This window comes from Pseudomonas sp. KU26590 (genome assembly GCF_026153515.1).
Taxonomy (GTDB): Bacteria; Pseudomonadota; Gammaproteobacteria; order Pseudomonadales; family Pseudomonadaceae; genus Aquipseudomonas.
Window position 1 is genome coordinate 4,354,200 of record NZ_CP110644.1, and the last position, 19,774, is coordinate 4,373,973.

At 62.5% G+C, this 19,774-nt stretch carries 14 protein-coding genes; 8 read left to right on the forward strand and 6 right to left on the reverse strand.

Annotated elements, in window-relative coordinates; genetic code table 11:
• Window positions 1-135: 135 nt before the first annotated feature.
• Entirely contained in the window at window positions 136-2,511 is a 2,376-nt protein-coding gene (gene ppsA, locus OKW98_RS19385) for a phosphoenolpyruvate synthase (protein ID WP_265386222.1), read from the reverse strand.
• Between the two features lie 150 nt (window positions 2,512-2,661).
• On the opposite strand from ppsA, the gene OKW98_RS19390 reads away from it, so the two are divergent.
• Window positions 2,662-3,480: a pyruvate, water dikinase regulatory protein gene (locus OKW98_RS19390; RefSeq protein ID WP_074887131.1), complete on the forward strand. Its 819-nt coding sequence runs from the start codon at window positions 2,662-2,664 to the stop codon at window positions 3,478-3,480.
• A 148-nt stretch (window positions 3,481-3,628) separates the two neighbouring features.
• On the opposite strand, the gene prpF is transcribed toward OKW98_RS19390, so the two are convergent.
• The 5 genes from prpF to OKW98_RS19415 form a co-directional block, all read right to left on the reverse strand.
• Window positions 3,629-4,810, reverse strand: a complete 1,182-nt coding sequence (prpF, locus tag OKW98_RS19395) for a 2-methylaconitate cis-trans isomerase PrpF (RefSeq protein WP_265386223.1) — start codon at window positions 4,808-4,810, stop codon at window positions 3,629-3,631.
• 51 nt (window positions 4,811-4,861) lie between these two features.
• On the reverse strand, window positions 4,862-7,456 hold the full coding sequence (acnD, locus tag OKW98_RS19400) for a Fe/S-dependent 2-methylisocitrate dehydratase AcnD (RefSeq protein ID WP_265386224.1): 2,595 nt from the start codon (window positions 7,454-7,456) through the stop codon (window positions 4,862-4,864).
• 62 nt (window positions 7,457-7,518) lie between these two features.
• Window positions 7,519-8,646, reverse strand: coding sequence for a 2-methylcitrate synthase (prpC, locus tag OKW98_RS19405; protein ID WP_265386225.1), 1,128 nt, complete (start codon window positions 8,644-8,646; stop codon window positions 7,519-7,521).
• Window positions 8,647-8,812: 166 nt separating this feature from the next.
• Window positions 8,813-9,703, reverse strand: coding sequence for a methylisocitrate lyase (gene prpB, locus OKW98_RS19410; protein ID WP_265386226.1), 891 nt, complete (start codon window positions 9,701-9,703; stop codon window positions 8,813-8,815).
• On the reverse strand, window positions 9,700-10,407 hold the full coding sequence (locus tag OKW98_RS19415) for a GntR family transcriptional regulator (protein WP_265386227.1): 708 nt from the start codon (window positions 10,405-10,407) through the stop codon (window positions 9,700-9,702). Before OKW98_RS19415 ends, prpB begins: the two co-directional genes overlap by 4 nt.
• A gap of 297 nt (window positions 10,408-10,704) precedes the next feature.
• On the opposite strand from OKW98_RS19415, the gene OKW98_RS19420 reads away from it, so the two are divergent.
• The 7 genes from OKW98_RS19420 (at window position 10,705) to OKW98_RS19450 (ending at window position 19,734) form a co-directional block, all read left to right on the forward strand.
• Window positions 10,705-11,268, forward strand: coding sequence for an ATP-dependent zinc protease (locus OKW98_RS19420; RefSeq protein WP_265389782.1), 564 nt, complete (start codon window positions 10,705-10,707; stop codon window positions 11,266-11,268).
• Between the two features lie 4 nt (window positions 11,269-11,272).
• Window positions 11,273-12,823: an inactive transglutaminase family protein gene (locus tag OKW98_RS19425; RefSeq protein WP_265386228.1), complete on the forward strand. Its 1,551-nt coding sequence runs from the start codon at window positions 11,273-11,275 to the stop codon at window positions 12,821-12,823.
• Window positions 12,823-13,791 (forward strand): alpha-L-glutamate ligase-like protein, encoded by a 969-nt coding sequence (locus tag OKW98_RS19430; RefSeq protein ID WP_265389783.1) that lies wholly within the window; start codon window positions 12,823-12,825, stop codon window positions 13,789-13,791. Before OKW98_RS19425 ends, OKW98_RS19430 begins: the two co-directional genes overlap by 1 nt.
• A gap of 963 nt (window positions 13,792-14,754) precedes the next feature.
• On the forward strand, window positions 14,755-15,774 hold the full coding sequence (locus OKW98_RS19435) for a FecCD family ABC transporter permease (protein WP_265386229.1): 1,020 nt from the start codon (window positions 14,755-14,757) through the stop codon (window positions 15,772-15,774).
• Window positions 15,771-16,535 carry an ABC transporter ATP-binding protein gene (locus OKW98_RS19440; protein ID WP_265386230.1) on the forward strand — a complete coding sequence of 255 codons (765 nt, stop codon included), beginning with the start codon at window positions 15,771-15,773 and terminating at the stop codon, window positions 16,533-16,535. The genes OKW98_RS19435 and OKW98_RS19440 overlap by 4 nt, the downstream gene beginning before the upstream one ends.
• A gap of 8 nt (window positions 16,536-16,543) precedes the next feature.
• Window positions 16,544-18,655 carry a TonB-dependent receptor gene (locus OKW98_RS19445; RefSeq protein ID WP_265386231.1) on the forward strand — a complete coding sequence of 704 codons (2,112 nt, stop codon included), beginning with the start codon at window positions 16,544-16,546 and terminating at the stop codon, window positions 18,653-18,655.
• Between the two features lie 17 nt (window positions 18,656-18,672).
• Window positions 18,673-19,734, forward strand: a complete 1,062-nt coding sequence (locus OKW98_RS19450) for an ABC transporter substrate-binding protein (RefSeq protein WP_265386232.1) — start codon at window positions 18,673-18,675, stop codon at window positions 19,732-19,734.
• Window positions 19,735-19,774: the final 40 nt, after the last annotated feature.

Consider the following 19,774-nt stretch of genomic DNA (forward strand, 5'->3'; position numbering starts at 1 on the left):
CGGCGGTTGTGCGGGACAGCAGGTTGACGCTGCCAGCGCGCTGAAAATCACCCACAAAAAAGGGCGGATTCGTTAAAAACCGCCCTCTCGGGAAACCGGCCCATGGAAACGGGCCGGCATCTTACTCGATCTGCATCAGGTTGGAGCGTCCTCTTCGGACAGGAAGAACCAGGTTTCCAATACCGAATCAGGATTCAGGGAAACGCTTTCGATGCCCTGCTCCATCAACCAGCGCGCCAGATCCGGGTGATCGGACGGGCCCTGGCCGCAGATGCCGATGTACTTGCCCGCCTTGTTACAGGCCTGAATGGCGTAGGACAGCAGCTTCTTGACCGCAGGGTTACGCTCGTCGAACAGGTGGGCGATGATCCCGGAGTCACGGTCCAGGCCCAGGGTCAGCTGGGTCAGGTCGTTGGAACCGATGGAGAAACCGTCGAAAAATTCGAGGAACTCATCGGCCATCAGGGCGTTGGACGGTAGCTCGCACATCATGATCACGCGCAAACCGTTCTCGCCACGGGCCAGACCGTTTTCGGCGAGCAAGTCGATGACCTGACTCGCTTCGCCCAGGGTGCGGACGAACGGCACCATGATTTCGACGTTGGTCAGGCCCATCTCGTTGCGCACGCGCTTGAGGGCGCGGCATTCCAGTTCGAAGCAGTCGCGGAAGTTTTCGCTGATGTAACGCGACGCGCCACGGAAGCCCAGCATCGGGTTTTCTTCTTCCGGCTCGTAGAGCTTGCCGCCGATGAGGTTGGCGTATTCGTTGGACTTGAAGTCCGACAGGCGCACGATGACTTTTTTCGGCGAGAACGCCGCCGCCAGGGTGCTGATGCCTTCGACCAGCTTCTCGACGTAGAAACCGACCGGGTCGTCGTAACCGGCGATGCGCTTGTCGACGCTTTCCTTGATGTCCTGGGGCAGGTTGGCGTAGTTCAGCAGTGCCTTGGGGTGCACGCCGATCATGCGGTTGATGATGAATTCCAGACGCGCCAGGCCGATACCGGCGTTGGGCAGCTGGGCGAAATCAAAGGCGCGATCGGGGTTGCCGACGTTCATCATGATCTTGAACGGCAGGTCAGGCATGGCGTCGACGGAGTTCTGCTTGATGTCGAAGCCCAGCTCGCCCTCGAAGATGTAACCGGTGTCGCCCTCGGCGCAGGACACGGTGACGCCCTGACCTTCCTGCAACAGCTCGGTGGCGTTGCCGCAACCGACCACGGCCGGAATGCCCAGCTCGCGGGCGATGATCGCGGCGTGGCAGGTGCGCCCGCCGCGATTGGTGACGATGGCGCTGGCGCGCTTCATCACCGGTTCCCAGTCCGGGTCGGTCATGTCGGAGACCAGCACGTCGCCGGGCTGGACCTTGTCCATCTCGGACACGTCCTTGATGATCCGCACCTTGCCGGCGCCAATGCGCTGGCCGATGGCGCGGCCTTCCACCAGAACGGTGCCCTTCTCTTTCAGCAGGTAACGCTCCATGACGTTGGCCGAGGTGCGGCTTTTAACGGTCTCGGGACGCGCCTGCACGATGTACAGCTTGCCGTCATCGCCGTCTTTGGCCCACTCGATGTCCATCGGGCACTGGTAGTGCTTTTCGATGATCATCGCCTGGCGCGCCAGGTTGCTGACCTCCTCGTCGCTGAGGCAGAAACGCGCGCGGTCGGCCGGGTCGACGTCGATGGTCTTGACCGATTTGCCGGCCTTGGCTTCTTCGCCGTAGATCATCTTGATCGCCTTGCTGCCCAGGTTGCGGCGCAGGATCGCCGGGCGACCGGCTTCAAGGGTGTTTTTGTGAACGTAGAATTCGTCGGGGTTGACTGCGCCCTGTACGACGGTCTCGCCCAGGCCGTAGGCGCCGGTGATGAACACCACGTCGCGGAAACCGGATTCGGTGTCCAGGGTGAACATGACGCCGGCGGTGCCGGTTTCAGAACGCACCATGCGCTGCACGCCAGCGGACAGCGCCACCAGCTTGTGGTCGAAGCCTTGATGCACGCGGTAGGAAATGGCGCGATCGTTGAACAGCGAAGCGAAGACTTCTTTCGCCGCGCGAATCACGTTTTCGACGCCACGGATATTCAGGAAGGTTTCCTGCTGACCGGCGAAGGAGGCATCCGGCAAATCTTCTGCGGTGGCGGAAGAGCGTACGGCCACGGCCATGTCCGGGTTGCCCGCCGACAGCTCGGCGAAGGCGGTTCGGATTTCGGCGTTGAGCTTCTCCGGGAATTCAGCCTCCATGATCCACTGACGGATCTTCGCGCCGGTTTTCGTCAGCGCGTTGATGTCGTCGACATCCAGCGCGTCGAGGGCCTGATGGATCTGATCGTTAAGGCCACTCTGCTCGAGGAAATCACGGTAGGCCTGAGCGGTAGTGGCAAAGCCACCGGGAACGGACACGCCTGCGCCCGCCAGGTTGCTGATCATCTCGCCGAGGGATGCGTTCTTGCCCCCCACGTGCTCAACATCATGTTTGCCGAGCTTATCGAGGGAAACTACGTACTCTACCAAGGTGATCTCTCCACTAACCGGTTATTGTTGGGAAACGCTTTGGTGCGGGAATCGCGGCGATTGAAAACGGGTAGACTGCGGCCAGCCATGGCCAGAAAGCCGGCCTATCATATCCACAAATGGTCATTAGCTTAAGGCCCCGGTGCGCAAATGAAACGATCCGCTTTTTTCATCTCCGATGGCACCGGCATCACCGCCGAAACACTGGGCCAGAGCCTGTTAGCGCAATTTGAGAACATTACCTTCAACAAGTTCACGAGGCCCTACATCGACAGCGTCGAGAAGGCGCGGGCCATGGTGCAGCAAATCAACAAGGCCGCCGAGAAGGACGAGGCCCGTCCGATCATCTTTGACACCATCGTCAATCAGGACATCCGCGAGATCCTCGCGACCTCCGACGGCTTCATGATCGACATCTTCTCGACCTTTCTCGCCCCGCTGGAGCTGGAGCTTAGTTCACACTCGTCCTACTCGGTGGGGAAATCCCACTCCATCGGGCACAACTCCAACTACATGGAGCGGATCGAGGCGGTGAACTTCGCGCTGGACAACGATGACGGCGCCAGAACCCATTATTACGACAAGGCCGACATCATCCTGGTGGGCGTGTCGCGCTGCGGCAAAACCCCGACCTGCCTGTACATGGCCATGCAATTCGGCATCCGCGCGGCCAACTACCCGCTGACCGAAGACGACATGGAGCGCCTGCAGTTGCCCGCTGCCCTGAAACTGCACCGGGACAAGCTGTTCGGCCTGACCATCGACCCCGACCGCCTCACCGCCATCCGCCACGAGCGCAAACCCAACAGCCGCTACGCCAGCTACGCCCAGTGCGAGTTCGAAGTGCGCGAAGTCGAGGGCCTGTTCCGCCGCGAAAACATCCCGCACATCAATTCCACGCATTTTTCGGTCGAGGAAATCTCGGCGAAGGTGCTGGTGGAGAAAGGCGTCGAGCGGCGGTTTAAATAAGCGCGCAGCTCCAACACTGTAGGAGCCGGCTTGCTGGCGAACCGATTCATCACACACCATTTTCGGTGCCTGACACACCGCATTCGTCCGAGCGCGGCCCGCAGCAAGCCGGCTCCTACAGGTTACGGTGCTCAATGAAGCTGAGCTTTCAGCCCGGCACCCGCACCCACCCTTCCATCAATACCCGCGCGCTGCGGCTCATGATCGCTTTTTTGACCTGCCATTCACCGTCGACCAACTCCGCTTCGGCGCCGACGCGCAGGGTGCCCGAGGGGTGACCGAAGCGCACGGCACTGCGCTCGCCACCGCCCGCTGCGAGGTTGACCAGCGTTCCCGGAATCGCCGCGGCTGTGCCGATGGCCACTGCCGCGGTGCCCATCATCGCGTGATGCAGCTTGCCCATGGACATGGCGCGCACGAGTAAATCGGTGTCTTCGGTGGTGACCCGTTTGCCGCTGGAAGACAGGTATTGCGCAGGCGGCGCCACGAAGGCCACCTTGGGCGTGTGCTGACGCGTTGCGGCCTCCTCGACCGTGCCGATCAGCCCCATGCGCACGGCGCCGTAGGCCCGGATCGTTTCGAACATGTTCAAGGCTTTCGGGTCGCTGTTGATCGCGTCCTGCAATTCGCTGCCGCTATAACCGATGTCGCGGGCGTTGACGAAGATCGTCGGGATGCCGGCATTGATCATCGTCGCCTTGAACGTACCGACGCCCGGCACTTCAAGCTCGTCCACCAGATTGCCGGTGGGAAACATCGAGCCGCCTGCGCCCTCCTCGTCCGCGGCCGGGTCCATGAACTCCAGTTGCACTTCCGCCGCCGGAAAGGTCACGCCGTCGAGCTCGAAATCGCCGGTTTCCTGCACCGCACCGTCGGTGATCGGCACGTGGGCGATGATGGTTTTGCCGATGTTGGCCTGCCAGATCCGCACCACCGCCACGCCGTTGCGGGGAATGCGCGCCGGGTCAACCAGACCGTTGCTGATGGCAAACGGGCCGACCGCTGCCGACAGGTTGCCGCAATTGCCGCTCCAGTCGACGAAGGGCTTATCGATGGCCACCTGGCCAAACAGGTAATCGACGTCGTGATCGGCTTTCTCGCTTTTCGACAGAATCACCGTTTTGCTGGTGCTCGACGTCGCGCCGCCCATGCCATCAATCTGCTTGGCGTACGGGTCGGGGCTGCCGATTACCCGCAACAGCAAGGCATCTCGGGCCGCGCCCGGGGTTTGCGCGGCTTCGGGCAGGTCGTCCCGGAGGAAAAATACGCCCTTGCTGGTGCCACCACGCATATACGTCGCGGGAATCTTGATCTGTGCTGTGGAAGCCATGAACTGCTCCTTCTTTATATAGGGCGCGCGTCACATAGCGCGCGCGGCGGCTCAGGCGACGGCTGAGGATTCTAGGAAGTCCTGGGCGAAGCGTTGCAACACGCCGCCTGCCTCGTAGATCAACACCTCCTCACCCGTGTCGAGACGGCAGGTCACCGGCACCTCCACCCGCTCGCCATTCTTGCGCTGGATGATCAGGGTCAGCGTGGCCCCCGGCGTGCGCGGGCCGATCACGTCGTAGGTTTCACTGCCACCGATGCCCAGGGTCAGGCGATTGGTGCCCGGCTTGAACTCCAGCGGCAGCACGCCCATGCCCACCAGATTGGTACGGTGGATGCGCTCGAAACCTTCGGCGACGATGACTTCGACGCCCGCCAGTCGCACGCCCTTGGCGGCCCAGTCCCGGGACGAACCCTGACCGTAATCGGCGCCGGCAATGATGATCAGCGGCTGCTTGCGCGCCATGTAGGTTTCGATGGCCTCCCACATCCGCGTGACCTGGCCTTCCGGCTCGATCCGCGCGTAGGAACCCTGCTTGACCTTGCCGTTCTCCACCACCATTTCATTGAACAGCTTCGGGTTGGCGAACGTGGCACGCTGGGCCGTCAGGTGATCGCCGCGATGGGTGGCGTAGGAGTTGAAGTCCTCTTCCGGCAGGCCCATTTTTTCCAGGTATTCACCGGCCGCGCTGTCGAGCATGATCGCGTTGGACGGCGACAGGTGATCGGTGGTGATGTTGTCCGGCAGCACCGCCAGCGGACGCATGCCTTTGAGGGTTCTTTCGCCGGCCAGGGCGCCTTCCCAATACGGAGGGCGGCGAATGTAGGTGCTCATCGGGCGCCAGTCGTACAGCGGCGCGACTTTCGGGCCGGTGTCTTCGTGGATGGCGAACATCGGGATGTACACCTGACGGAACTGCTCCGGCTTGACCGAGGCCTTTACCACCTGGTCGATCTCGGCGTCGCTCGGCCAGAGGTCTTTCAAGCGGATTTCTTCGCCATTGGGGCCGAGGCCCAGCACATCTTTCTCGATATCGAAGCGGATCGTTCCGGCGATGGCGTAGGCCACCACCAGCGGCGGCGAGGCCAGAAACGCCTGTTTGGCGTAGGGGTGAATGCGCCCGTCGAAGTTGCGGTTGCCCGACAACACCGCCGTGGCGTACAGGTCGCGGTCGATGATTTCCTGCTGGATCACGGGATCCAGCGCGCCGGACATGCCGTTGCAGGTGGTGCAGGCGAACCCGACGATGCCGAAACCCAGTTGCTCCAGCTCGCCGGTCAGACCCGCTTCATCGAGGTACAGCGCGACGGTTTTCGAGCCCGGCGCCAGGGACGACTTGACCCACGGCTTGCGCGTCAGGCCCAGGCGATTGGCGTTGCGCGCCAGCAAACCTGCGGCGATGACGTTGCGCGGGTTGCTGGTGTTGGTGCAACTGGTGATGGCGGCGATGATCACCGCGCCGTCCGGCATGTGGCCCGGAATTTCCTCCCACGCCGCTGCGATGCCTTTGGCCGCCAGATCGGCGGTGGCTACACGCGCATGGGGGTTGGACGGCCCGGCCATGTTGCGCACCACGCTGGAGAGGTCGAAACGCAACACGCGCTCATATTCAGCTGTGACCAGGCTGTCGGCCCACAGCCCGGTGTGGCGGGCGAAGGTTTCGACCAGTTGCACTTGCTGGTCTTCGCGCCCGGTGAGCCTGAGGTAGTCAATGGTCTGTTGATCGATACTGAACATGGCGGCGGTCGCGCCGTATTCGGGGGCCATGTTCGAGATGGTCGCGCGGTCGCCGAGGGTCAGCGCGCGGGCGCCCTCGCCGTAGAACTCCAGGTATGCGCCGACGACCTTTTGCTGACGCAGGTATTCGGTGAGCGCCAGCACCACGTCGGTGGCGGTAATGCCCGGTTGCGGACGGCCCGACAGCTCGACGCCGATGATGTCCGGCAGGCGCATCCACGAGGCGCGGCCGAGCATGACGTTCTCGGCTTCCAGGCCACCGACGCCGATGGCAACGACGCCCAGCGCATCAACGTGAGGCGTATGGCTGTCAGTGCCGACCAGCGTGTCAGGGAAGGCGACGCCGTTCAGCGTCTGGATCACCGGTGACATTCGCTCCAGATTGATCTGATGCATGATGCCGTTGCCCGGCGGGATCACTTCGACGTTCTTGAACGCCTGCTTGGTCCAGTTGATGAAGTGGAAACGGTCTTCGTTGCGACGGTCTTCAATCGCCCGGTTCTTGCTGAAGGCATCCGGGTCGTAGCCCCCGCATTCGACAGCCAGCGAGTGGTCGACTATCAACTGCACCGGCACCACCGGATTGACCTGCGCGGGGTCGCCGCCCATGTCGGCGATGGCGTCGCGCAAGCCGGCGAGGTCCACCAGCGCGGTCTGGCCGAGGATGTCGTGGCAGACAACCCGCGCCGGGAACCACGGGAAATCGAGGTCCCGCTTGCGTTCGATCAATTGCGTCAACGAGGCCGTCAGCGTCGTCGGATGACAACGGCGTACCAAATTTTCAGCGAGCACGCGGGAGGTGTACGGCAGCGTGGCGTAGGCGCCGGGCTTGATCGCATCGACCGCCGCGCGGGCGTCGAAGTAATCCAGCACGGTGCCGGGCAGGGCTTTGCGGTATTCAGTGTTCATCGTCAGGACTCGATCACGGAAAAGTTACGGGCGGAGAGCCCCGTGGAACTCTCCTTTCCCCATCAGCGCTGTTCGATGGGCACGAATTTGCGCTGTTCGACGCCGATGTATTCGGCGCTCGGTCGGATGATGCGGTTGTTGGCGCGCTGCTCGAACACGTGGGAGGCCCAGCCGGTCAGGCGCGAGCAGACGAAGATCGGGGTGAACAGCTGGGTCGGGATGCCCATGAAGTGGTACGCCGAGGCGTGGTAGAAGTCGGCGTTGGGGAACAGCTTCTTCTGCTCCCACATGGTCTTGTCGATGGCTTCGGAGACCGGGAACAGCACCGTGTCGCCCGCTTCCTCCGCGAGCTTTTTCGACCAGCCCTTGATCACCTCGTTGCGCGGGTCGTTGTCCTTATAGATCGCGTGGCCGAAGCCCATGATCTTGTCCTTGCGTTCGAGCATCGCCAAAGTGCCCTTCGTCGCTTCTTCGGCGGAGGCGAATTTCTGGATCATCTCCATCGCCGCTTCATTGGCGCCGCCATGCAAGGGACCGCGCAAAGTGCCGATGGCCGCCGTGATGCAGGAAAACAGGTCGGACAGGGTCGATGCGCAAACTCGCGCGGTAAAGGTCGAGGCGTTGAATTCGTGCTCGGCGTAGAGAATCAGCGACACGTCCATGACCTTGCGATGCAGTTCGCTCGGCGCCTTGTCCAGCAGCAGCTTGAGGAAGTGCCCGGCGATGGACACCTCATCAGTGACGCAGTCGATGCGCTTGCCTTCGTGGCTGAAGCGGTACCAGTAGCACATGATCGCCGGGAACGCGGCGAGCAGGCGGTCGGTGGAATCGAGCTGTTGAGCGAAGCTGGCTTCGGGCTCGAGGTTGCCGAGCATCGAGCAGCCGGTGCGCATCACGTCCATGGGGTGGGTGTCGGCGGGAATGCGCTCGAGCACTTCTTTCAGGGCCTGGGGCAGGTCACGCAGGCCCTGGAGTTTTTTCAGGTAGCCATCGAGCTGCGCCTGGGTCGGCAGTTCGCCGTACAGCAGCAGGTAGGCCACTTCTTCGAATCGGGCGTCGGCGGCGAGTTCACGCACGTCATAGCCGCGGTAGGTCAATCCGGCGCCGGCCTGGCCGACGGTGGACAACGCGGTCTGCCCGGCCACCTGGCCTCGCAGGCCTGCGCCGCTCAATACTTTTGCTTCAGCCATTGCTGTCTCCAGTCTTGTAGTTGTGTGGGAATCGGCAATTCTTTTCAGTACGCAAGATGCTTTATCTGTAGGAGCGCGCTTGCCCGCGAAGGCGTCGTGTCAGCAAATACAAGGTCAGCTGAATAAATGCCTTCGCGGGCAAGCGCGCTCCTACGCTGGGCCGTGATCAGCCTTTCTTCTGCGCAAACAGCGCATCAAGCTTCTGCTCGAACGCGTGGTAGTCGATGCGCTCGTACAACTCCATGCGCGTCTGCATGGTGTCGACCACATTCTTCTGCGTGCCGTCGCGACGAATCGCGGTGTAGACGTTTTCCGCCGCCTTGTTCATCGCCCGGAAAGCCGACAGGGGATACAGCACCAGCGCCACTTCAGCGGACTTCAGCTCGTCGGTAGTGAACAGTGGCGTCGAGCCGAATTCGGTGATGTTGGCGAGGATCGGCGCCTTCACCCGGGAGGCAAACAGCTTGTACATCTCAAGTTCGGTGATCGCTTCCGGGAAGACCATGTCCGCGCCCGCTTCGATGCACGCCGCGGCGCGATCCAGTGCTGATTCCAGCCCTTCCACCGCCAGCGCATCGGTGCGCGCCATGATCACGAAACTGTCGTCGGTTCGCGCATCCACCGCCGCCTTGATCCGATCGACCATCTCCTGCTGCGAGACGATTTCCTTGCCGGGCCGGTGACCGCAGCGCTTGGCGCCGACCTGGTCTTCGATGTGCATCGCCGCTGCACCGAACTTGATCATCGACTTCACCGTGCGCGCCACGTTGAACGCCGACGCACCGAAACCGGTGTCGACGTCCACCAGCAGCGGCAGGTCGCAGACATCGGTGATGCGGCGCACGTCGGTCAGCACGTCGTCCAGGCCGGTAATGCCAAGGTCCGGCATGCCCAGGGAACCCGCCGCAACACCGCCGCCGGAAAGGTAAATGGCCTTGAAGCCGGCCCGTTGCGCCAGCAGCGCGTGGTTGGCGTTGATCGCGCCGACTACCTGCAGCGGATGTTCACTGGCGACAGCGTCACGGAAGCGTTGGCCGGGAGTGGTTCTTGTGGTCATTGTTCACCTCGGGCAGTTGCAGCTTGAAAGCGCTGCTCAATGTTGCGTTTGGACGCGGCAATGTGGCGGCGCATCAATAGCTCGGCGAGTTCACCGTCACGCTCGGCGATGGCGTCGAGAATACGGTGATGCTCGGCGAACGCCTGGCGCGGACGATTGGGCGTCGTCGAGAACTGGATGCGGTACATGCGCACCAGTTGGTACAGGTCATCGCAGAGCATCTGGGTCAGCGTGCTGTTGCGCGCGCCCTGGATAATCCGGTAATGAAAGTCGAAGTCGCCTTCCTGCTGGTAATAGCCGACGCCGGCCTGAAAGGCGCTGTCGCGTTCATGGGTTTCCAGCACGCGGCGCAGCTCGTCGACTTCTTCAACCGTCATGCGCTCGGCGGCCAGGCGACAGGCCATGCCTTCGAGGGATTCGCGAATTTCGTAGAGCTCGACCAGTTCGGCATGGCTCAGCGAGACCACGCGAGCGCCGACGTGGGGGACGCGCACCAACAGGCGCTGGCCTTCGAGCCGGTGAATGGCCTCGCGCAACGGACCGCGGCTGATGCCGTAGGTGCGCGCCAGCTCGGGCTCGGAGATCTTGCTGCCGGGGGCGATGTCGCCCTTGACGATAGCCGCCTGAATACGGCGAAACACGTTCTCGGACAGCGTCTCGGCATCGACCGACGTAGCGGGCAAGATTTCTGCGGCATCCAACATTGTTGACACCTGTTAACTGAATTCCAGCAAATCTAGCGAAAGAAGCCACTTACGTCAAAGCTAAATGGCTGATTGTCGACAATCATCTAATGGCGACACATTTTGACGAAGTGCCTGAGAGGACCTATCCGCACCGCCCTTCGCTCGCGCCATAAAAGCTTCATGCTAGAATGCCGGCCGCCTCAGATCGCCCACGCGGGCAGCAGGCGGCTTTTGCAGGAACGGCAGCCCTTGGTCAAACCAAATCCCCATTTCGACGTCAAAGCAGCTCTTTCCCTTTTCATCGCGCCTGGACTTATGAGCCGCCACCCTCTTCTCTTCCTCTTATCCCTGTACCTGCCAGGCATCTTTCTGCCCGGCTTTTTTCTGCCCGGCATCGCAATGGCCGCTGAAAAAACCGTGTACGGGCTGAACGAATACGCGGAGCTGGCCGACATCGACCTGCAAGTCGCGGCCAAACTGGACACCGGCGCCAAAACCGCCTCCCTGAGCGCCCGCGACATCAAACGCTTCAAGCGCAATGGCGAATCCTGGGTGCGTTTTTACCTGGCCATCGACGACGCCCACGAACACCCCATCGAACGCCCCCTGGCCCGGGTCAGCAAGATCAAGCGGCGCGCGGGCGATATCGATGCCGATGACGACAAGAAATACACCGCCCGCCCGGTCATCAGCCTGGATGTCTGCATGGGCGCGGCGCTGCGCACCATAGAAGTGAACTTGACCGACCGCAGCGCATTCCAATACCCGCTTTTGATTGGCTCCGAAGCCCTCAAGCACTTCGACGCGCTGGTCGATCCAGGCCTGAAATACGCAGCGGGCAAGCCTGCCTGCGTCACCCATGCTCAAACCGCAGAGTAACGACATGCGCTCTCTTACCCTCCATCTGAAGATCCTGATCGCAACCCTCGTCACGCTGGGCATCGCAATCACGGCCTATCAGATATTGGTGCTCGGCATCCCGGTGACCGAAGACGAAACCGACGACCTGTGGAACATCGACGCCAAGGTCGAGTTCGTCGCCAACCCGAAAGACACGGTCAAGGTGCAGATGTATGTGCCACCGCTGTCCCGTGACTACATCAGCCTCAATGAAAGCTTCATCTCCAACAACTATGGCGTGAACGTCAACCGCGCCGACGGCAACCGCAAGGTCACCTGGTCCGCGCGTCGGGCCAACGGCAACCAGACGCTGTACTACCGGCTGGTATTGACCAAGCGCTACAGCGGCGAAAAAGCCAAGATCAAAGGGCCGATCTTCCGCGACAGCATCGTCGTGGAAGGGCCGGAAAAGATCGCCGCCGACGCGCTGCTCGCGCCGATCCGACAGCACTCGGCCGACGTCGAAACCTTCGTCAGCGAAGCCATCAAACGTGTCAACAATCTGAGCGACGACAACGTCAAGCTGCTGCTGGCGGGCGATACGTCGGTGGCGAACAAGGCGCGGATCACCGAAACCCTGCTGTCCATCGCCCACGTGCCGGTGGAGAAAGTCCACACCATCCGCTTGGTCGCCGACCAGCCGCAGTCGCCCGAACTGTGGCTGCGCAGCTTCAATGGCAAGGACTGGCTGTATTTCAATCCGGAAACCGGTGAAGCGGGCCTGCCCCAGGACCGCCTGTTGTGGTGGATCGGCAACGACAACCTGATCTCCGTGGAGGGTGGCAAGAAGGCCACCGTGAGTTTCAGCCTGAACAACAGCGAGATGAACGCGATTCGTCTGGCCAAGCTGACCGATGAAAGCACCGACGCCGACTTCCTCGAATATTCGCTGTACAGCTTGCCGCTGCAAACCCAGCAGACTTTCATGATCATGGTGATGATCCCGATCGGCGTGCTGGTGATCCTGATCCTGCGTAACCTTGTAGGCCTGCAGACGCTCGGGACCTTCACCCCGGTGCTGATCGCGCTGGCGTTCCGCGAGACCCAGCTGGGCTTCGGCATCGTGCTGTTCACCGTCATCACGGCGCTGGGCCTTTCCCTGCGCTCGTATCTGGAACACCTAAAGCTGCAAATGCTGCCCAGGCTGTCGGTGGTGCTGACCTTCGTGGTGGTGCTGATTGCCGCCATCAGCCTGTTCAGCCACAAGCTGGGGCTTGAGCGCGGGCTGTCGGTGGCGCTGTTCCCGATGGTGATTCTGACCATGACCATCGAACGCCTGTCGATCACCTGGGAAGAACGCGGCGGCGGCCATGCGATGAAGGTCGCCATCGGCACGCTGTTCGCGGCGTCCCTGGCGCACATCATCATGAGCATTCCGGAGTTCATCTACTTTGTGTTCACCTTTCCGGCCATCCTGCTGATCCTGGTGGGTTTCATGCTGGCGATGGGGCGTTATCGCGGTTACCGGCTGACCGAGCTGATCCGCTTCAAGGCCTTTCTCAAGGAAGACGCCGAGCGGGAACACCATAAATGATCGGCTGGTGGAAAACCTGGAAGGCGCTGGAAGCCAAGGGGATCATGGGCATCAACCGGCGCAACGCCGACTACGTGCTCAAGTACAACAAGCGCAGCCTCTACCCCATCGTCGATGACAAGATCATCACCAAGGAGCGGGCCATCGCGGCGGGCATTCACGTGCCCGAGATGTACGGGGTCATTTCCACCGAAAAGGAAATCGACAAGCTCGACACGATCATCGGCGGGCGCAGCGATTTCGTCATCAAGCCGGCCAAGGGCGCGGGCGGCGACGGCATTCTGGTCATCGCCGACCGCTTCGAAGAGCGCTTCCGTACGGTGTCCGGGCGCATCATCAGCCACGACGAAATCGAGCATCAGGTTTCCAGCATCCTCACCGGGCTGTATTCCCTGGGCGGCCACCGCGACCGCGCGCTCATCGAATACCGGGTCACGCCGGATCAGATCTTCAAGAGCATCAGTTACGAAGGCGTCCCGGACATCCGCGTGATCGTGCTGATGGGTTACCCGGTGATGGCCATGCTGCGCCTGCCGACCCGGCAGTCCGGCGGCAAGGCCAACCTGCACCAGGGCGCCATCGGTGTCGGCGTCGATCTGGCGACCGGCTTGACGCTGCGCGGCACCTGGCTGAACAACATCATCAGCAAGCACCCCGACACCACCAATGCGGTGGATGGGGTGCAACTGCCGAACTGGGACGGCTTCATGAAGCTCGCCGCCGAATGCTACGAGCTGTGCGGGCTGGGTTATATCGGCGTCGACATGGTGCTGGACCAGGATCGCGGCCCGCTGATCCTCGAGCTCAACGCGCGGCCAGGGCTCAACATCCAGATCGCCAATGACTGCGGGCTGACTCACCGCACGGTTGCCGTGGAGAAGCGGCTGGAAGAGCTGGCGGCGGAAGGTGTTCAGGAGAGCCCGGAGGAGCGGGTCAAGTTTGCTCAGGGATTGTTCGGGCACGTTTGAGTTTTGTCGATTGATCAGGTTGATCAGTGTTCGCCGATAAACTGATGGCGATCACACCGGCCCCTTCCCGGCTGAAGCCGGTCCCACTAGATACCGCGTGCAGTCAGTGAAACCGGGTGGAACGCCGACTGAGGGACTGCCTGGACCTCGACTGTGGGACCGGCTTTAGCCGGGAAGACGTCAGGCGTCACTCCGCAAATCTGATGGCGATCACACCGGCCCCTTCCCGGCTGAAGCCGGTCCCACTAGATACCGCGTGCAGTCAGTGAAACCGGGTGGAACGCCGACTGAGGGACTGCCTGGACCTCGACTGTGGGACCGGCTTTAGCCGGGAAGACGTCAGGCGTCACTCCGCAAATCTGATGTCGATCACACCGGCCCCTTCCCGGCTGAAGCCGGTCCCACTAGATACCGCGTGCAGTCAGTGAAACCGGGTGGAACGCCGACTGAGGGACTGCCTGGACCTCGACTGTGGGACCGGCTTTAGCCGGGAAGACGTCAGGCGTCACTCCGCAAATCTGATGTCGATCATACCGGCCCCTTCCCGGCTGAAGCCGGTCCCACTAGATACCGCGCGTAGTCAGTGGAAACGGGTGGAACGCCGACTGTGGGACTGCCTGGACCTCGACTGTGGGACCGGCTTTAGCCGGGAAGACGTCAGGCGTTTCACCGCAAATCTGATGGCGATCACACCGGCGCCTTCCCGGCTAAAGCCGGTCCCACTAGATACCGCGCGCAGTCAGTGAAAACGGGTGGAACGCCGACTGTGGGACTGCCTGGACCTCAACTGTGGGACCGGCTTTAGCCGGGAAGACGTCAGGCGTCACACCGCAAAACCCAAGCCGAAACTCGCCACCCCCAACCCCCTGCCAAATGAAGATTCACCCCATGCGGCATCTCGTCCCTAGAGAACCCTCGCCTATCGCTGTATAGTTTTTTACATACCGAAACAATGAGTAACAGATGTTCCCTTCCAAGCTGTATTCCCCTCTGTTGCTCAGCCTGTTGGCGTTGATCGTGACGGCCGTCTTTGCGCTGTTATTGGGTCGCTATCAACTCTCAATCAACGACTTCTGCTCATTCATCGCAACAATGCTCGGCCTCAGCGACATGCCTGCGCAGCGCTACGACCTGCTTCACAGCCTGATCATCGAGTCGCGCCTGCCTCGGGTAATCGCCGCCGTGCTGGTGGGCGCCGGGCTTTCGGTCTCAGGCGCGGCGTATCAGGGCGTGTTCCGCAATCCGCTGGTGTCGCCGGGTTTGCTCGGGGTGCTAAGCGGTTGTGCGTTCGGCGCTGCGCTGGGGATCATTTGGCATCTGCCGCCCCTGGCCATTGCGCTGGTTGCCTGTGTGACCGGGCTCATCGCCGTGGCGGTCGGTCTGGGCATTGCGCATATGTTTGAGTCCCCCTCGATTCTGCTGCTGGTGCTCGGCGGCATTGTCGCGAACGCCCTCTTCACCTCGCTGCTGTCCATCGCTCAATACATGGCCGATCCGGTGGATCAGCTGCCGAGCATCGTCTATTGGCTGCTCGGCAGCCTCAGCGCCGTGGACGTGCAGGCGCTGTGGATCATCGGCCCGATCCTCGCCATCGCCATCGTTCTGCTGTGCCTGACCGGCCGCGCCATCGATGCGCTTTCCCTGAGTGATGACGAGGCACTGAGCCTGGGCGTGCCGGTCGAGAAGATCCGAGGCGGCCTGATTGTGCTGACCACGCTGATCTGCGCGCTCACCGTGAGCCTGGCGGGGATGGTCGGCTGGATCGGCCTGTTGATTCCACACCTGGCGCGGTTACTGGTCGGCCCCGGCAATACGCGCTTGCTGCCCCTCAGCGCCTGCCTGGGCGGGATATTCCTGCTGGCCGCCGACGGCGTCGCTCGCAGCATGTCGGCGGGAGAAATCCCCCTCGGCATCATTACCGAGTTGTTCGGCGCGATCGCCTTTGTGCTGGTACTGCATCGCGTGCGCAAGGGGTGGCTATGAAGCGCTTGCAGGCCCGCCAACTGAGCTATCGGATCGGCGACCGCTTGATCCTCGATAACGTCTCGCTGGACATTGCCGCCGGCGACAACATCGCCCTGCTGGGGGCCAACGGCGCCGGAAAAAGCACGTTGATGAGGCTGCTACTGGGGTTGCTGACGCCCCACTCAGGTGAGGTATTGCTCGACGGCCAACCGATGCGCGTGATGAAGCGGCGCGCCGTCGCCCGGCAGATCGCCTACGTGCCGCAGAGCCACGTGCCGAGCTTTCCGTTCAGCGTCGCGCACATCGTCGGCCAAGGCCGATTGCCCAGCGTGGGCCTGGGCCATGCACCGAGCCGCGACGACAAGGCCTCTGTGCAGCAGGCCCTGACCGACCTGGGTATCTCTCACTTGAGTGAACGGCCGTACACCGAGCTGTCCGGCGGCGAGCGCCAGTTGGTGCTGATCGCCCGAGCCATGGTCCAGCGCGCCAACCTCATCATTCTCGACGAGCCGGTCACCGGTCTCGACTACGGCCATCAGTTGCGCCTGCTGGCCTTGCTCAAGCGCCTCGCCGCCGAAGGCATCAGCATTCTGTCCAGCACCCATCGCCCTGAACACGCCCTCGCTTCGGCCAATCGCGTGCTGGTCCTGCACGAAGGCCGACTCATCGCCGACGGCATCCCCCATGACGTCATCGACAGCGCCCTCATGGCGCGTCTTTACCAGGTCGCCGTCGAGCAGATCGACAGCGGCCGCCACCGCTTTTTTATTCCTTGCTGAGTGTTTCCATGATCCGATCCTTCTCATCGCGCCTGGCGTTCGCGCCCCTTTTGTTAGGCGGCTTTGCCCAAGTCAGTCTGGCGCAAGAAATGACCCTGGCGCCGCTGGACATCAGCGCCGAACAGTCGATTGCCGATCAGGCGCGGGAGAAGTCAGCGACCCTCGGCCCCATGGGTGATCGCAGGCTGCTGGACACGCCCTACTCCATCAGCGTGCTGTCGTCGGACCTGATCGACAGCCAGCAGCTCAAAAGCTTCAAGGACATCATCCGCTACATGCCCTCCGTGCAAGCCGACGGCGCCAGGCCGCAAACCCGGGGGCTGCAGGGCAGCGTGGTGCAGAACAGCCGGCTGGACGGCCTCAATGTGGTGTCGACCACCGATTACCCGGCGGAGCAACTGGGCGGCGTCGAAGTGCTGAGCGGGCTGTCGGGGTCGCTGTATGGCCCGGCGAATCCGGCCGGCACCTTCAACCTGTTGTCAAAACGCCCGACCGATTTCACCCGCAATCGGGTCACCGTTGGCATGGGCACCGGTCTGACCTGGCTCAAGGCCGCTGACCTGAGCGGCCCGTTCGACCCGGACGGCAAGATCAAATACCGCCTGAACGTGGCCGACGAACAGGGCCACAGTTATGCCCCCGGCAGCACCTTGCGCCGGCAACTGGTCAGCCTCGCCACGGATTTCCAGATCAGTGATGACAGCGTCATCGAAACCAATTTCAGCCACTACGACTACCTGTCCAAGGGCTTGCCCGGCAAGTTCGCCGTCGCCTCAGGGGTGACGCTGCCCCACGCGCCGGACCCGACCCGCAGCAACCTGGGGCAAAATTATTCAGGCGACAACAACACCACGGACACCGCCAGCGCCCACTTCAAGCATGACTTCGACGGCAACTGGAAACTCGACATTGGCGCGCTTCGGCAGATCGCCGACCGTGAATCCACCGCCGTGACCAACACGTTGATCAACAACGCCGGGACGTATCGCAGCTCGGTGGCGAGCGCGACCGCCAGCCGCTTCACCATCAACAGCTACCTGGCCAACCTCAATGGCAGCGTCTACACCGCCGGCATTCGCCACGACCTGACCGTCGGCGTCACCGGTTTTGACTGGGACAACTACAACCCAGTGAACGGTGGTACGAAAACCCTGGGCACCGCGTCATTGAACAATCCGGAGGGCTTCGACGAGCCGGACTTCCCCGATTTCAACGACCGCTATCACTCCGCCAACGCCCGCCAGCGCTCGTTTGTGTTGGGCGACACCCTGACGTTCACGCCGAAATGGAGCCTGATGCTCAGCGGCAGCCAGAGTCGCCTGACCGCCGACAATTATTCTCAAGCAGGCGTCCACACGTCATCGCGGGACTCGGGCATCAGCACGGCGAGCAGCGTGATGTACAAGCCAGTGGACGACTTGACGCTGTACCTGACCTACGCCGACAGCCTGCAACAGGGCGACAGCGCGGCGGCCGGCAGCAGCAACGCCGGGGCGATCCTGTCGCCGTATCGCAGCCGGATGTGGGAGCTGGGCGGCAAATGGGTGGCGCGCGGGGTCAACCTCTCGCTGGCGGCGTTTCAGATCAAACGCCCCTTCGCTTACACCCAGCCGGATAACCTGTATGCGGTGGCGGGTGATCAGCGCAATCGCGGGGTGGAATTCCTCGCCGACGGTGACCTGACACAGAATCTCAAGATGTTCGGCGGCATCACCTGGCTGGACCCGAAGCTGCTGTCCACCGGCAACGACAGCACGGAGGACACGCGCATCGTCGGGCTGTCGCGGGTCACTGCGAGCCTCCTGACCGAATACCGCATCGACCCGATTCCGGGCCTCGCCGTCAACCTCAACGCCCGTTACGCCAGCGCCCGCCCCACCGACGACAGCAACGATCACTGGGTGGGCAGCTACACAACCTTCGACACCGGCGCCAGCTACAGCACCCGGCTGATGAAGCGCGACACGGTCTACCGCCTCGAAGTCACCAACCTGGCCAACGAGCACTACTGGACCAACATCGTCCCCGGCGGGCTGAGCGGCTACACCGGTGCCGGCCAAGCCAGCGCCACACCGGCCGCGCCGCGCATGGTGCAGGCGTCGATTCAGGTGGACCTTTGAACAGGCGGCAGGGCGGCATGCGCCGTTTGCTGAGCGCTTTGCTGCTCGCCGGCCTGAGCGCCAGCGCCCTGGCTGACCCGGGTGACGCTGGCCAGAACATTCAGGCCAGCGCGCTGACACCCAGGCAGGTGCAGGACGATGGCGGCCAAGCCGTCAGCATTGCCACCGAACCCGCGCGCATCGCTGACGCCTGGTACGCCCATCACGTGCTGCTGATGACGCTGGGGGCCGGGGCGCGCATCGTTGCGACGGTCAACCATCCTGCAAGCCAGCCGTGGATGTTCAAGGTCCTTCCGGCGCTCAACCAGGCCACGGCCATCGAAGGCACGGCATTCAATGCCGAGAATTTGCTGGCCGAGCACGTCGACCTGGTGTTCACCGCCCTGGGCGATCGGCAGGCCGTCGCCTACCGACAGCTCGGCCTGCCGGTCATGCAGATGGGCTACACCGACCTCGCCGGGCTGAAACGCTCGATGCTCAACACGGCCGAGGCCCTTGGCGGTGCTGAGCCACGCACGCGGGCCCTCGCCTACAACGGGTTTCTGGATCAGCAATTGGCGGAGGTCAATCGCGTGGTGGCGGGTATCCCGCCGGAGCAGCGACCGAAAGTGCTGCACATCGCGTCGGTCAATCCGTTCAAAGTGGACGGCGCCGACACCTTGATCGATGACTGGATCAAGATCGCCGGCGGCCGCAATGCCGCGACGGGGCTCAAGGGCAATATGCAGATCGTGTCGGCTGAGCAGTTGCTGGCCTGGCAGCCGGATGTCGTCATCCTCGCGGCGAACGCAGGCCGGCTGGATCAGGCAGCCCAACCGCAACTGCTCAACCAGCTTGAGGCCGTGCGCAACGGGCGGGTCCTGCGCAATCCGGCCGGGGTGTTCCCGTGGGATCGGTACGGCACCGAGGTGGCGCTTCAGGTCGCGTGGGCGGCGCAGCAGCTGCATCCTGCTTTGTTCCGGGACGTGGACATGGCGGCACAGACGATGGACTTCTACCGCCGGTTCTTCGATTACCCGCTGACGCCGGAGGATGCCCAGAGAATGTTGCACGGTGAGCCGCCAGCGACTGCCCCCTAGGACTCGACCTTGGGGAAGACTACAATCGCCGTCCTCGCGC

What these genes read in the sequence shown, in the direction of transcription:
- OKW98_RS19390 (WP_074887131.1), top strand. Translation starts at nt 2,662, where the DNA reads ATGAAACGATCCGCTTTTTTCATCTCCGATGGCACCGGCATCACCGCC.
- prpF (WP_265386223.1), bottom strand. Translation starts at nt 4,810, where the DNA reads ATGGCTTCCACAGCACAGATCAAGATTCCCGCGACGTATATGCGTGGT.
- acnD (WP_265386224.1), bottom strand. Translation starts at nt 7,456, where the DNA reads ATGAACACTGAATACCGCAAAGCCCTGCCCGGCACCGTGCTGGATTAC.
- prpC (WP_265386225.1), bottom strand. Translation starts at nt 8,646, where the DNA reads ATGGCTGAAGCAAAAGTATTGAGCGGCGCAGGCCTGCGAGGCCAGGTG.
- prpB (WP_265386226.1), bottom strand. Translation starts at nt 9,703, where the DNA reads ATGACCACAAGAACCACTCCCGGCCAACGCTTCCGTGACGCTGTCGCC.
- OKW98_RS19415 (WP_265386227.1), bottom strand. Translation starts at nt 10,407, where the DNA reads ATGTTGGATGCCGCAGAAATCTTGCCCGCTACGTCGGTCGATGCCGAG.
- OKW98_RS19420 (WP_265389782.1), top strand. Translation starts at nt 10,705, where the DNA reads ATGAGCCGCCACCCTCTTCTCTTCCTCTTATCCCTGTACCTGCCAGGC.
- OKW98_RS19425 (WP_265386228.1), top strand. Translation starts at nt 11,273, where the DNA reads ATGCGCTCTCTTACCCTCCATCTGAAGATCCTGATCGCAACCCTCGTC.
- OKW98_RS19435 (WP_265386229.1), top strand. Translation starts at nt 14,755, where the DNA reads ATGTTCCCTTCCAAGCTGTATTCCCCTCTGTTGCTCAGCCTGTTGGCG.
- OKW98_RS19440 (WP_265386230.1), top strand. Translation starts at nt 15,771, where the DNA reads ATGAAGCGCTTGCAGGCCCGCCAACTGAGCTATCGGATCGGCGACCGC.
- OKW98_RS19445 (WP_265386231.1), top strand. Translation starts at nt 16,544, where the DNA reads ATGATCCGATCCTTCTCATCGCGCCTGGCGTTCGCGCCCCTTTTGTTA.
- OKW98_RS19450 (WP_265386232.1), top strand. Translation starts at nt 18,673, where the DNA reads ATGCGCCGTTTGCTGAGCGCTTTGCTGCTCGCCGGCCTGAGCGCCAGC.